Raw genomic sequence first — 13334 nt, 5'->3', positions numbered from 1 at the left:
ATTTTTTTCATTAGGCTTAATGCTTTCCTAATTTTAAATTTTTACAACGGGTATCCATATCTCACTTTTATTTTCTTTACTTGCTAGCAACTCTGGACCTGCATCATGCTCATATCCTGATGAAGGGAACCACTCAGAATAAATTCTTTCCCATGTCTCCTGAACGTGATCCCATTCGCCTTCTACCTCAAATACGGCCCATGTAAGAGCGGGGATGTGGTATTCATCAAAATGACTTGGACATTCCTTTGTTGTAGCAGCAGCAATATAGTAATCAAGTTCTCCATCACTTGAATGATCATCGGAAAAGTTTGCGCAAACATTAATCAATCCATTTGGTTCTACATTGGACAGCTGCATGAGTTCATTCATTGTTTTCTCACTCATCTTTTCCCACATCTCAGCAATTTCGGGGTTCGTTCCCGTTGGTACCAATTTAATTCTGTTTTTTACGCCAACGATTCGGAATGCATCCTTTTGTTCCATTCTGTAATTCATTTCAGTTCCTCCCTTGATGGTTAATTGGAAGGTCATACGAGGGTAAGCTTTTAATAAATGACCATGATCTCTTGCATCTGATGGTGTGATCCCGTGAAGAGTGACAAAGGCTCTTGTGAATGAATCAGGTGAGTGGTAGCCATATTTTATGGCTACTTCAATGACTTTCACATCTCGGTCTTTCAAATCAAATGCGGCTAGTGTAAGGCGTCTTCGGCGAATATATTCCGAAAGTGTTACGCCTGCAAGAAATGAAAACATTCGTTTGAAATGGTATTCGGAGCAATGTGATAACCTCGCGACCTCTTTAAAGTCAATCTCCTCTTTTATATTTTCTTCTATATAGTCAATGGCTCTATTTAAATTTTCTAGCGAATCCATATCGATGACCTCCCTTTCATCAAAAGAATAACAAAGAATGCATGTCGCCATCCGATCTTTTGTGCACAAATATGTAGGATCGTCATTGTAGCATAACCTTCTTGAGGTGTATTAGTATAGATCCTCATTCAATATGAAACTATCCAAGTGGTTATTACGTATTAAAAAGCAAAAGAGATGACTTGTATGATTTATAGAAAGGAAGTGAATCCATTCAATATCATGAAAGCGAGCTTGTGGACAGTGATGGTTATTGGTATCACCATCTGGTTAGTATCTTGTTCTGCTAAATTTACAAGCCCTACTGCAGAGGAAGTTGGTCAAGATATAATTGAGCTTATCGTTAGTAGCAAGTATGATGATGTGTATCGATTTTTTACAGAAGAGTTGAAAGATTCAATGTCACAGGCTGAGTTTATAGAAATGTGGGAAGAGCAGCTGGGAGAAAATAGTAACTACATTGAGATGGTCTCACTACACTCTTCAGAAAGAGGACAGGGTTACCATGTAGTGGAAGCGGGCTTAGAATATACTAATGTGATTTTTGACGTGCGAATGATCTTTAATGAAGAGTTGCAGTTAGTAAGCATTCATAAGACAGAAGGAGTGGTGAACTCGGTCATCCCGGACAAAGTAATCGAAGAAGAAATGATCGTTGGGCAAGGCACTCCATATGAGCTTGGAGCTACGTTAACTTTACCTGAAGAATATGTCGGACGCCTCCCAGCCGTTGTACTTGTTCAAGGATCAGGTCCAAGTGACAGAGACTCGGCCGTTTATTCTTATAAGCCATTTAGGGATATTGCATGGGGGCTTGCAGAACAGGGAATTGCGGTATTGCGTTATGATAAGCGAACATATACGTATGGAAGTGAAATGTCGCAGGAAGAAATAGCGGAGTTTACGGTCTATGAAGAAACAGTAGAGGATGCTATATTGGCTGCTGATCTCTTGAAAAAAGATCCGCGCATTGATGCCAATCATGTATATGTCATTGGTCATAGTTTAGGTGGGATGCTTGCGCCAAGAATCGAAGCTACTGGTGGAGAGTTTGCAGGATTAATCATTATGGCAGGTTCCCCTCGTTCTTTGTGGGAGATTATATATGATCAAAACATGGCATTATTAGCTTTGGAAAAAGAGTCCGACCGACAGGAACCAAAGAAACAAATTGAAGAAGAATATGAAAAAGCAATGAGACTAGAAAGCTTTTCAGAGGAAGAAATCAAAGATAAAACAATATTTGGGATACCGGCATTCTACTTTAAAGGTTTGGAGAGCTACGACCCGAAAGAATTGCTTTCTAAAATAGAAAAGCCACTCTTGATTCTCCAAGGAGAGGATGATATTCAAGTCTATTTAGAAAAAGATTTTGCTTTGTATGAGGATCTGTTAAAAGACCGTGAAAATGCAACTCTCATTAGTTATCCAGGGCTCAATCATTTTTTTATTAGGTACGAGGGGGAGAAGAAAGGTACTATTGATGAATATCAACATCCCGGTGTAGTTCATCCAGATGTCATTAGTGATATGGCTCGCTGGGTGATGGAACAATATGAGTAAATGAACGATATGGAAGGATTTGAGTTGAAATGAAAAAATATAATGTATTAATGGCTGTTTTAGCAAGCGTCGTTATCATCACAGGTTGTAATGCAGAACAACAGCAACAAGAAAATGAAATCGAAGAGAATCAAGAACTGTCGACTGAAGAGTCGGAGATTGAGACAGAAGGAAATGATTTTGATATTGATGAATCTGTATCACTTGCTGAACAGTTTATTGAGCAATTATCTCAAGGAAAATATGATGAAGCAATAGAAAGATTTGATGACACAATGTCAGCTCAAATAAGTGTGGCGGAATTAGGAGAGCTTTGGGAAACAATTGAAAGCCAGGTGGGTGCTTTTATTGATTATGATTTCGAATCGACTCAAGAAGTGGACGGATATCTTGTTGTACTATTGAACGGCCTATTTGAAGAAGCCGATGTGATGTTTACGATCTCTTTTGATGAACAAAATCAAATTGCTGGATTTTTTATTCAATAAAGGGAAGTTACTTGTAAAAGGGCCTTTTCGCAAGGTTATTGCTACTTATATTCCTGATAAAACTAAAGTGGAATGGAGCGGAAGGCGCATGACTCTCTTCACTCGGAAAGCAAGTGCCTGGAGTGCAATGCAACGGAGTCGTTAAGGGAAAATGATGAATTACAACAAAGTATACGAAAAAGACTTTCAAAAAGAAGCTGTTGCATCATTACTAAAAAAGGAACAAACATAGGAGACTATAATGAGAATACATTTACTTATATTTATATCGTCTGTAAAAGACCAAAAAGAAACGCCTCTAGGCACTATGATGATGAAAACATTTGAATCTACAATTCGCCCAGTAAATGGGGATATCATTGACGATCCAGGGTTTCATCAGGATTTTCACAATGGATATGAAGTCGTTAAAGTAACGATTAATTATGATTCAAATGAATGCTATGTTTCTCTAGCACCGCTTGTCCTAGAAAGAGAAGATATTCCAATGGGAACCTATATAGAAAAACTTGAAAACCATGGATGGCGTAGTGTATCTAATGAAGAATTGAAGAGGCTCTAGATAGGTAACACGCATTGCGTAAAAGAGTTGGGCAATACTCTGGAAGCCTAGGGGTTATCGATTTTTAGTAAAGAATAATTTCAAACAGGTAAAAATAAGGTGGTCAAATTAATATCTCTTATTTAACTTTTTACGCGTTGCTTCAATAGGGAGCAGCGCTTGTTTTGCGTATATTTACACCCCTCATGTTCTTTCCTTTTCCTTTTGGAAAAGGAGCAAAAGCCTAATTTTTTATAAGATCTTGACACAATATCTATGTATCAACTATAGTTATATACATAACTATATAACCGTATAACACTTCGGGTATTCAGTTATGCAAGTAGAAAGGCGGTGGGACAGTTTGAGCCAATTTCATGATAAAAAGCCGATATTTTTACAAATAAAAGAGAAGATTGAGGATCAGATTTTTAAAGAACAAATAAAGGAGCATGAGCAAATACCGTCCACAACACAAATGGTTCATTTTTATAAAGTAAATCACATTACCGTGTCCAAAGGGATTAATTTGCTAGTGGAAGATGGGATTATTTATAAAAAGAGGGGTGTTGGGATGTTTGTGGCTGAGGGAGCAAAAGAAAAACTAGTTCAAAATCGGAAAAATGAATTTGCAGATAACTTTGTTTTACCAATGATTCAGGAAGCTGAAAAATTAGGTTTAACAGAACGTGACATCACGGGTATTATTCAGAAGTTGAAGGAGAGTGACCACCATGAATCTTAACGTTAATATGACCAATGTTTCATTAAAATATAAAGAATTTGAAGCGTTAAAGAATGTTTCGTTTTCGCTTGAGATAGGCAAGACCTACGGATTAATTGGTAGAAATGGTGCTGGGAAAACGACACTACTATCTTTATTAGCCTCATTTAGAGAGCCATCATCAGGTACGCTAGAAATAGGAGGAAAAGACCCGTTTGACAATAAAGATATCATGCCTCATATCAACTTTATTTATGAGATAGATTATAGCGATGAATATGAACCTGTTAAGAGCTTTTTTGAATTCCAAGAAAGGTATCGCCCTAACTTTGATCGTGAGTATGCAGAGAAGTTAGCAGCTCGGTTTAAGCTGCCTCTTGATAAACCAATTAAGAAACTATCAAGTGGAATGCAGTCTGCCTTAAATGTCACACTAGGTCTTGCTAGTCGATCTCAGATTACGATTTTTGATGAAGCGTATCGTGGTATGGATGCTCCGACGCGTGAGTTATTTTATAAAGAAGTACTAGACGAACAGGCCCGAAATCCACGAATCATGGTATTGTCAACACATCTTGTATCAGAAATGGACTATTTATTTGACCACGTTCTTATTTTGGACCAGGGCACCTTAGTCATTAATGAACCATATGACGAAATCATTAGTCGCGGTGTGGCTATAACTGGTGAGTCAACTGAAGTCGATTCGTTTGTAAAGTATAAGAATCAACTTAGTACACAGCAGCTTGGAAATACAAAATCGGTCATGATTTATGGAGAGCTTAGTGAGAAAGACCATCAATTGGCTGAGAGACTTGGACTAGAAATTGGACCTGTGTCCTTGCAAGAGTTATTTATACATTTAACTAAAGGAGGAGAAAGCGAATGAGACCCGGTAATGCTTTAACTTCAAAAGTAGCTTTCGATTTATTTGCGATTCAGATGAAGTGGTCCCTTTGGTATATACCTATTGTTTTTGTTATTTACCTGATTGTTGAACACTTTGTAACTGAGGTTGAAGAAATGGGCTTAAGCTTTATGTCCTTCTTTTTTGAGCCAACGAAAATATATATGCTTGTTATAGGAATCATTTCATGTTTGGCGTTTCTTACCTACTTTGTCAAAAATGGGGTTACACGTAAAGACTATTTTATTGGCTCTAGCATTGCTTCTGCAGGAGTAGCCTTTAGTTTGATGTTAATTTCAGTGATTGTCACTGGTATTCTTCTATTATTAGGAACGTTTACAACGTATTCTCCTTTAACAAATCAGGTAGCTTTTCTCGATACAAATTCATTTTGGGTGATTCCGCTCATCTCCTTCAGTTTGATCGTATTATGCTATTACATTGGAGGATGGATTATCGCTGTAGGGTTCTATCGCTTCGGAGGCTGGGGTGGCCTTGGATTTATTTTAATAGCGATTCTCTTTCTCTCTCTAACCGACCTACTATGGGAAGGAGAGCTAACACATCCATTAGCGAACTATCTTAATTTAACTATTCCCGCATTGTCCATATTTTCATCTATTATTGGAACGTTGCTTCTAATAGGTGTTGGTTTATTCCTTATTCGTAAAGTAACGAAAAGAATAGCTATTAAATTAGAGTAGAAATAATAAAAAAAGAAGACTAGTGATGGAAGCCATTCGGATCTATTGATTTTCCGAATGGCTTTTTGGGGATCTTGTTAATACAGATACTCTAGACTCCAATCACCTTCAATGGGTTGATCATAGATTCTCATTAAGTTTAACTTTTTGGAAGCCTCATCCAAGTAGTATCCACGATAGGGAGGGCTGGCTCCGTGACTTTGAGAGCCAGAGAAATGAGAGGAAGTTTGATCTGCTATCGCTAGGTTTTTCAACGTGTCTAAGTCCTGTTTGTACACTGCAGCATCCCATCTTACTTTTGAGACAATCCTCGTAGTGATCTTATGAGCAATGCCTGTTGATTCACTTAAAAGTTTCGCTGCTTTCAAAGGGTATTCTCGCGCGAATTGATGTGTTCGTATATGGGCTTTTAAATAAGCGATGACAATGTCATCATTTAGTTGCGCCCATTCATCTTGAGCAATGAGTCCAGTCAAATAATCATCTGTGAATCCGTCAAAGCGGATGGTTGCTGCACCTTGCGATTCAGAAAGACTAACATATGGCTCCCACATAACACTAGCCCCGATTCCTCTATCAATAATATTAGAAAAACATAAATTCATGTCTTGATTAATAACCTCACAATCTGCATTTAATCCTAGGAGAAGTCTATTTAACCTGTACCCTGCACTTGAGTTCATTACAGTAGCGAGGGTTTGACCATGTATATCAGTTAAATCATGGAAGTTCGACTCTTTAGGAATAACAAGAGAAATTCCTTCACTCTGAGAGGTTTTGCCATCAAAGGCAAGAAGGATAGGGTTGAAGTTAGGCAGCATTTTACTTAAATGCTGGCTGACCATGATTGGATAATCTCCTATGGAGGCAATTTGGATTTCACCTGCAATCATACCTTCTATCAATTCCAAGCCATTTCGAGCATTAACCCAACGGATTTGCAGAGAGCTAGAAGGACAGGTTCGAGATAGTTCTTCTTCAAATAAACCTAGCTTATTCATTAGTAAAGGGCTCCACATGTGGGCGGTTTGACTTTGATACCCTATAGTGATGGTCTTTGAGATGCTCTGATTCGTTGGAAGACTCTCCACTGGCTCTTTTATATTTGTATGTTGACGAATCCATCGTTGTAGATCTTCTTTGTGGAAGAATATTTCTTTTCCTATTTTAATAAAAGGCAATCGTTTGGATTTTCGCCAACGGTCGATTGTTGAACGACTAACTTGTAATAAATCAATCGCTTCCTGCATGGTGATTAGGTCTAGATCATTCATTGGCTTCTGGCTCCTTTTTTCATAATTCCTTTACTCAATTATAGAGAAATTTAAAATGAATGAGGTATCTTACGTTAGAAAATGTACCAATTATGTTTCAGTTTGGGAATAACTGGTCGTTTTGGTCTTTGTTCTTCATGTGAGTTCATTCATGATTAATCTCTTAATCTCTATTGATAGCTTGAAAAATCGGTGCTACTTTAAGTTTATCTTTTACATGTAAAGGGAGGAACCTAAATGCGGAAAATAGGAACTTTGGTTGGATCGGTGATAATGACTTCGTTATTGTTAGCTGGATGTGGAGGATCAAATGAAAGTGGTGCTGTTGATACGGGTGAATCAACGAGTTCAGAGGTCAAAGGAGAATTAACAGATATCAAACAAATCACGTCTTGGTTTGCTCAGCCTGACCATGGAGGGCAATATGCTGCACTAGCAAAAGGTTATTATGAAGACGCTGGACTCGAGATGATAATTGAACCTGGAGGACCTCAAGTATCTGCTGTTCAAATTGTTGCTTCAGGGGAAGCGGATTTTGGAATGGCACCTGCTGATGCATTAATTGCTGCACGGGACCAGGGAATTCCAGTTGTGGGTGTGGCAGCTATTTTGCAAACAAATCCACAAATATTATTGCATCATAAAGATGAACCAATAGACGATTTTAGTGATCTAGATGGAAGAACGGTGTATGTAGCACCAGGAGTTATGTATTGGGAATACATTCAAGATGCCTATCATTTAGAGAATGTGAATGAAATGGCATTTACAGGTCAGTTCGGTCCCTTCATATCAGACAAAACGTCTGTGAGCCAAGCGTTTGTGACGACAGCTCCGTATAATTTAGCACAAGAAGGAATTGACGTTGACTATTTAATGATTAACGATTCTGGCTATGAAACGTATGCCAATGTTCTCTTTACAACAGAGGATTATATTGAGGAGAATTATGAGACCGTACAGGCTTATGTCGAAGCTAGTTTAAAAGGGTGGGACTATTATAAAACCAACTATGAAGAAATCAATCACGTCATTCAGGAAGCAAACCCTGACTATGACCTTGAAGCGATGAAATATGGATCCGAAGCATTAATTGATTTAATTTATGGAAGTGATGCAGCTGAGAATGGGGTTGGTTATATGACGGAAGAAAAGTGGTCGAAATTATTGGAGCAACTGAAGGAAATTGGAGTAGTAGAAACAGACATAGAGGTGGAGGACTTGTTCACAACAGAATTTCTTCCAGGTAATGAATAAATAAGGTTCGAAGAAGGAGAATCTCTTGCATACACATGACGAAACCCAAAAACAGATATTTTTAAAAGTGAGTTTGATTGGTTTGTTTGGTGGATTTTTTGGGGGATTGCTAGGTATTGGTGGGTCGTTTCTAGTCATTCCTTTTCTCATTGCGAGTCTTGGTTTATCGCCACATAAGTCTCATGCTACAGCACTTCCTGTAGCATTTGCTTCTGGTGTTGCAGCATTAGGTTTTTATTTCTCCTCTGGACAAATCGATGTATCGATAAGTATACAAGTGATGATCGGTTGTTTAGTGGGAGTGATTGCAGGGACCCGATTAATGAAATTTGTAAAAGGACAAATGTTAAGTTTTCTATTTGGACTTTTCCTACTATCACTTGCTAGTGTGTATATGTTCCCTGTTACACCTCTTTCATCAATTGTTACAACGAGTCAATATTACACGATAGTGATGGCGATTGGTCTAGGCCTTGTTGCCGGTCTTTCGAGTGGATTATTTGGAGCGGGGGGAGGTACCATATTAGTCCCAGGTACAGTTATTTTGTTGCAGGTGAGTGAGCATATGGGGCAGGGAATTTCTCTTCTTGCGATTATTCCAACAACCATTCTTGGTACATGGCTACAATATAAGCAAGATAATATAGCCCTTAACATTGCTCCATTACTAACAGGAACAGCCTTTATCGGTGGTTTACTAGGTGGATATATGGCCATTCTTACTCACGGTACGATATTGCGAGCATTGATCGTTATTGCTCTCCTTTATATCGGTCTACAAAATGCGATTAAAAATTATCCATGGAGAAAAAAAGCCGCATCAAGCCAAATATCAAAAGTGAATTAATAGGGGTGTTCTAAAAGTGTGTTTGACTTTTGGAACACCCCTAAATGCGATGATCGAGCAAGTGAAACCTTTGTACCTTTAACTTGGTTTGCTTGGTCGCCCGAAAAAGAGATTGAGAGAAGAGTACAGTAGTCAAAGGGAAGGATGGTCGCCCGAAAAAGAGCTTAAGAGAAGAGTACGGTAGTCAAAAGGTAGGATGGTCACCCGAAAAAGAGATTGAGAGAAGAGTACGGTAGTCAAAGGGAAGGATGGTCGCCCGAAAAAGAGATTGAGAGAAGAGTACGGTAGTCAAAGGGAAGGGTGGTTGCCCGAAAAAGAGATAGAGAGAAGAGTAAGGTAGTCAAAGGATTGGAGGTCGACCGAAAATGAGACAAAGAGGAGGTTGTGGTAGTCAATGGCGCCCACAACCTCTACAATTTCAGCACATTAATCGTATTTCAATATTAATTATAACTTATTCCGAAAAGCATTAAAAAGTTTTCGATGCTCAGTTGAGGTGGGGTGTAGCTTTTGGATTGGGGCTTGTTCAATCGCCTCATTTACCCGTTGAGATACTTCATACATCAACGCTTTTCCATCCCATTCTAGTGGCCAGCCTTCCCATAAACGCAACTTACCTGCAACGAAAACACCCATGATTTGATCACGGTTTCCAAAGCGGGTGAGTTCCCAAATAAGATCTCTTGAAGGATGAAATTCAGGATTATCAATGTCAATGAGGAGGAAATCAGCCTCTTTACCAATGGCGATGTCACCTGTTATCTTTCCAAGTGAGATGGCATCCGCTCCTCCTGCAGTCGCATGGTCGAACCAAGGCCATCCTCCACCAGTAGAGAAATCTCCAACCGGAATTCCAAAAGTTAAGCGCTGAGTCGCTTCCGCTGCATCGAGCAAACGAAACCCATCGCTTCTTGTGCTATCTGTACCAATCCCAAAACGAATGCCTTCTTCATGCATGAAGGTTGCAGGGGCGGTTGCGTTTCCTTTCCACAATGTCGCTACAGGATTATAAGCTACGGCAGTGTCCGTTTCCTTAATTAATCGTAGTTCGTGTGGCGTTAATAAAGTAGCATGGGCAAGGAGTGTTTGTGGACCAAGTGCTTCAACAGAATGCAAATGTTCTAACGGCCTTAGACCTCGTTCAATAATAGAACGCTCGACCGCAGCAAGATGCTCATTTACGTGCGTTTGGAACATCACACCTGCTTCATGACACAACGAAGAAACGCTATATAACATTTCATCTGTAGCGGCCTCTGGAATCGAGATGGCAAGGGAAGGATGAATGAGCCTGCTATTTCCCCATTTGGCAAGGTGAGCTTCCGCTTGTTTTAAGATTTCATGAGAACCTCGTGATGGAGCACCGCCCTTATCATTGCAAATCATTCCGAGGACACAGCGCAATCCGGCATCTGTCACCGCTTGTGCTAATGGAGCTAAATCTCCCTCAGCTCGTGTACCTGCATCGACCACGGTAGTGAACCCTCCGCGCAGGGACTCAAGTGCTGCGAGCTTCCCCGCAAGATACACGAACTCTTCATTAAGTGAGCCTTCAAGTGGAACCCATATGCGTTTGAAAATCTCAGACGGTTCGCCAAAAGCTAGCGCCTTCCCAAAGGATTGCGTGAGGTGGTGATGTGCATCAATAAACCCAGGCATTAAAAGAGTTTGAGGAAGGGATATTTGTTTTAACTCTTTGTAACGCTGTTTCAATTCTGTCGCAGGACCAATATCTGCAAACTTTCCCCCTTTTACAAGTACTGCATAATCAACAACAGGGCCTTCTCGTAAAATCACATACTTGGGTAAAAGAAGCATTGATTGGTCTGTAAAAACATGAGGATCAAGCGTCGATGAGCGTATCATAAATGACCACCTTTTCACTATTAATCTTTAACTTTAAAGTAACAGTGAGAGAAAACGACGTCAATGAGACAGAGGTGGAGTGGTGATCAATGATGAATATTGATTAATACAAACAATTTTTTACAGGTGCTTGGGGAGGGACTTATGTATACAATTCTACGAGTCATTCACATTTCCAAACATGTTATACAAATAAATCCAATTATTAGAGAATTTGGTGATATAGTATGGAAAAAGGAGGGAGATGAATTGAAGCTAAATGTTGATATTGATGACAAGTATGATGGAGTATATGTGACGATTCAAGCGAAAGAATGGACGAAAGAAATCGAAGAGCTTGTATCAAAACTCCAACAACCAGCTTCAAAACGAATTATAGGAGTTGAGGAGGAAAAGTCCATCTTGCTTTCCCCGGAAGAAATTGACTATATCTATGCTTACAATCGAAAAGTGTTTGCCGTCATTCATAAACAGGCTGTTGAAGTAAATATGAAGTTGTATGAGTTAGAGGAATTGTTAAAAGGTCATGGCTTTACTCGGTTTTCTAAATCGGTGATTGGAAATCTCAATCAAATTCATCGTTTTGAGCTGTCGTTTAACGGAAATCTCTGTGTTTACTTTCTTTCAGGAAGTAAGGAATATGTTTCTAGAAAATATGTACAGGACATCAAAAAATCTTTAATTTTAGGAGTTGAATAATTATGATCATGGAAGCGTTAAAACGGATCTTTATTGGTTTAGGTTTTAGTAATGTTTTGGTCTTTGGAACATTAACGGTTATGATGATGACAAATACTGAGGTTGCTGTTCCAATTTTATGGGAAAATATTCTTGGAAGTATGATTATGGGTGCTTTTTTTGGTGCAGCTTCTCTATTGTTTGAAATTGAGAAATGGAGCCCACTGAAACAAACGATGATTCACTTTATTTTGTCCATCTCGCTATGGTTATTCCTAGCTACCCTAGTTGGATGGTTGCCCCTTACACCGGTTGCCGTTTTAGTCAGTATTTCTAGTTTCATTTTAGTCTATCTTATTTTCTGGTTGAGCTTTTACCTTTACTTTAAACGGGTAGAAAAAGAAATGAATCGTTCAGTGAAGTGATAAGATAAGTTGAAAAAGGTACAAGGGGTTATTGCAAACTGCGATCACCCCCATGTGTTTAATAGGCGAGCAAATTATTTGTTACCTTTTAATAATTTGATGTATGATAAAAACACTTATTATACATTTTTGTTTAAAAAGTATGTACGATGACATTAATGAGAAAAACACTTTCTAGTTTTGAGTAGTTATTGTGATTAATTGAGATATTAAGGGGAGTATAGTCTTTCCTTTTATAAGAAAAGATTTTTTAGGAGTGGTGAATGTGGGTACTGATCAATCAAATGTGTTCCAAAGAAACATTAAAGATCATTGGTATGTCAAATATGAACAAGCTTCTTTTCCATTTATCCAAAAGGGATGGATTCTTCCTGTTGAACGCTGGATGGATTTTGACCCATTTATATTGATGGCAGAAGACTGGTTTAAGAAAGGGGCTTTTTCAGATCATCCTCACCGTGGGTTTCAAACGATCACTTATGTTGTTGACGGTAGATTAGAACATATCGATAACGGAGGAGGACGAGATATTCTAGAGCCTGGTGATGTTCAATATATGAATGCAGGTTGGGCAGCAAGACATGGAGAAGAAGGCGTTGAGGATGATATCGCCCATACACTTCAACTGTGGCTGAATCTGCCGAAAGACCAAAAGAAAACAGAAACATCTTATCAAAATATTTATTCCGAAGAGGCTCCGGTGATTCAGGTGGATGGTGGATCAATAAAAGTGTTTTCCGGCGAGTTTGGTGACGTAAAGGGTCCATTAGACTCAGTCGTACCTATTACCTTAGCAGAAATTAACCTTGAAAAAGGAGCAAGCTACGTGCATTCCTTACCTGAAACCCATAATGCTTTCTTATACGTATTGTCAGGTGAGATTGAATTTGGGATGGGAGAGGAAACTGTCCAAATAAAAAAGCACGGTGTGGCTACTCTCACTTATAACGAAGATGGAGATGCATCAAGAAGCAGTGAACTAAAAATGAAAGCAAAAAGCAGACGTTGCAAAGTACTGATCTATTCTGGAACCCCAATAAAGGAGCCAATTGTTCCTTATGGTCCATTTGTTATGAATACAATGGATGAAATTAGACAAGCGTATCGAGATTATCATGATGGAAAATTCGGTCCGCCTGCAATTTAATGACTTATAAGGTTTAAAGGGAAAGGAAAGAGAG

14 protein-coding genes are annotated in these 13334 nt (G+C 38.9%); 11 read left to right on the top strand and 3 right to left on the bottom strand.

What is annotated here, in order from left to right; translation table 11 throughout:
- Positions 1-33: 33 nt before the first annotated feature.
- Complete coding sequence (locus LQ50_RS02900; RefSeq protein ID WP_034625940.1) at positions 34-879, bottom strand: AraC family transcriptional regulator; 846 nt, start codon at positions 877-879, stop codon at positions 34-36.
- Positions 880-1065: 186 nt separating this feature from the next.
- Between LQ50_RS02900 and LQ50_RS02895 the strand changes: the two genes are divergently transcribed.
- The 6 genes from LQ50_RS02895 (at position 1066) to LQ50_RS02870 (ending at position 5806) form a co-directional block, all read left to right on the top strand.
- A complete protein-coding gene (locus tag LQ50_RS02895) occupies positions 1066-2442 on the top strand; it encodes an alpha/beta hydrolase (protein WP_237563631.1) in 1377 nt (458 codons plus the stop codon).
- A gap of 29 nt (positions 2443-2471) precedes the next feature.
- Positions 2472-2930, top strand: coding sequence for a DUF3887 domain-containing protein (locus LQ50_RS02890; RefSeq protein WP_034625937.1), 459 nt, complete (start codon positions 2472-2474; stop codon positions 2928-2930).
- 241 nt (positions 2931-3171) lie between these two features.
- Positions 3172-3492 carry a hypothetical protein gene (locus LQ50_RS02885; RefSeq protein ID WP_034625936.1) on the top strand — a complete coding sequence of 107 codons (321 nt, stop codon included), beginning with the start codon at positions 3172-3174 and terminating at the stop codon, positions 3490-3492.
- Positions 3493-3835: 343 nt separating this feature from the next.
- Complete coding sequence (locus tag LQ50_RS02880; RefSeq protein ID WP_034625933.1) at positions 3836-4216, top strand: GntR family transcriptional regulator; 381 nt, start codon at positions 3836-3838, stop codon at positions 4214-4216.
- Positions 4206-5084: an ATP-binding cassette domain-containing protein gene (locus LQ50_RS02875; protein WP_034625930.1), complete on the top strand. Its 879-nt coding sequence runs from the start codon at positions 4206-4208 to the stop codon at positions 5082-5084. Before LQ50_RS02880 ends, LQ50_RS02875 begins: the two co-directional genes overlap by 11 nt.
- The gene (locus LQ50_RS02870) at positions 5081-5806 is read left to right on the top strand and encodes a hypothetical protein (protein ID WP_034625928.1); all 726 of its coding nucleotides are present in this window, start codon (positions 5081-5083) and stop codon (positions 5804-5806) included. Before LQ50_RS02875 ends, LQ50_RS02870 begins: the two co-directional genes overlap by 4 nt.
- Before the next feature lie 77 nt (positions 5807-5883).
- On the opposite strand, the gene LQ50_RS02865 is transcribed toward LQ50_RS02870, so the two are convergent.
- Positions 5884-7080 (bottom strand): helix-turn-helix domain-containing protein, encoded by a 1197-nt coding sequence (locus LQ50_RS02865; RefSeq protein WP_034625925.1) that lies wholly within the window; start codon positions 7078-7080, stop codon positions 5884-5886.
- 237 nt (positions 7081-7317) lie between these two features.
- On the opposite strand from LQ50_RS02865, the gene LQ50_RS02860 reads away from it, so the two are divergent.
- Both LQ50_RS02860 and LQ50_RS02855 read left to right on the top strand, forming a co-directional pair.
- A complete protein-coding gene (locus tag LQ50_RS02860) occupies positions 7318-8337 on the top strand; it encodes an ABC transporter substrate-binding protein (RefSeq protein WP_034625922.1) in 1020 nt (339 codons plus the stop codon).
- Positions 8338-8362: 25 nt separating this feature from the next.
- Positions 8363-9184, top strand: a complete 822-nt coding sequence (locus LQ50_RS02855; RefSeq protein WP_034625920.1) for a sulfite exporter TauE/SafE family protein — start codon at positions 8363-8365, stop codon at positions 9182-9184.
- A gap of 447 nt (positions 9185-9631) precedes the next feature.
- Here the strand turns inward: LQ50_RS02855 and LQ50_RS02850 are convergent, their stop codons facing one another.
- Positions 9632-11050: an amidohydrolase family protein gene (locus LQ50_RS02850; RefSeq protein WP_034625917.1), complete on the bottom strand. Its 1419-nt coding sequence runs from the start codon at positions 11048-11050 to the stop codon at positions 9632-9634.
- Between the two features lie 144 nt (positions 11051-11194).
- Here LQ50_RS02850 and LQ50_RS02845 point away from each other — a divergent pair, with 144 nt between their 5' ends.
- The 3 genes from LQ50_RS02845 (at position 11195) to LQ50_RS02835 (ending at position 13300) form a co-directional block, all read left to right on the top strand.
- A complete protein-coding gene (locus LQ50_RS02845) occupies positions 11195-11749 on the top strand; it encodes a LytTR family DNA-binding domain-containing protein (RefSeq protein WP_237563630.1) in 555 nt (184 codons plus the stop codon).
- Positions 11750-11751: 2 nt separating this feature from the next.
- On the top strand, positions 11752-12153 hold the full coding sequence (locus tag LQ50_RS02840; protein WP_034625914.1) for a DUF3021 domain-containing protein: 402 nt from the start codon (positions 11752-11754) through the stop codon (positions 12151-12153).
- 265 nt (positions 12154-12418) lie between these two features.
- Positions 12419-13300, top strand: a complete 882-nt coding sequence (locus LQ50_RS02835) for a pirin family protein (protein WP_152608141.1) — start codon at positions 12419-12421, stop codon at positions 13298-13300.
- The last annotated feature ends 34 nt before the right edge of the window (positions 13301-13334 follow it).

Origin of the sequence: Halalkalibacter okhensis (assembly GCF_000787375.1) — a bacterium.
In the GTDB taxonomy this organism is placed as follows: domain Bacteria; phylum Bacillota; class Bacilli; order Bacillales; family Bacillaceae_D; genus Halalkalibacter; species Halalkalibacter okhensis.
The sequence above is the reverse complement of the archived record's forward strand: the minus strand, read 5'-3'. Positions and strand labels throughout refer to the sequence as shown.

Bases quoted from the DNA above. Each gene is read 5' to 3' on its own strand.
- LQ50_RS02900 (WP_034625940.1), bottom strand. From the start codon at position 879: ATGGATTCGCTAGAAAATTTAAATAGAGCCATTGACTATATAGAAGAA.
- LQ50_RS02895 (WP_237563631.1), top strand. From the start codon at position 1,066: ATGATTTATAGAAAGGAAGTGAATCCATTCAATATCATGAAAGCGAGC.
- LQ50_RS02890 (WP_034625937.1), top strand. From the start codon at position 2,472: ATGAAAAAATATAATGTATTAATGGCTGTTTTAGCAAGCGTCGTTATC.
- LQ50_RS02885 (WP_034625936.1), top strand. From the start codon at position 3,172: ATGAGAATACATTTACTTATATTTATATCGTCTGTAAAAGACCAAAAA.
- LQ50_RS02875 (WP_034625930.1), top strand. From the start codon at position 4,206: ATGAATCTTAACGTTAATATGACCAATGTTTCATTAAAATATAAAGAA.
- LQ50_RS02870 (WP_034625928.1), top strand. From the start codon at position 5,081: ATGAGACCCGGTAATGCTTTAACTTCAAAAGTAGCTTTCGATTTATTT.
- LQ50_RS02865 (WP_034625925.1), bottom strand. From the start codon at position 7,080: ATGAATGATCTAGACCTAATCACCATGCAGGAAGCGATTGATTTATTA.
- LQ50_RS02860 (WP_034625922.1), top strand. From the start codon at position 7,318: ATGCGGAAAATAGGAACTTTGGTTGGATCGGTGATAATGACTTCGTTA.
- LQ50_RS02850 (WP_034625917.1), bottom strand. From the start codon at position 11,050: ATGATACGCTCATCGACGCTTGATCCTCATGTTTTTACAGACCAATCA.
- LQ50_RS02845 (WP_237563630.1), top strand. From the start codon at position 11,195: ATGTATACAATTCTACGAGTCATTCACATTTCCAAACATGTTATACAA.
- LQ50_RS02840 (WP_034625914.1), top strand. From the start codon at position 11,752: ATGATCATGGAAGCGTTAAAACGGATCTTTATTGGTTTAGGTTTTAGT.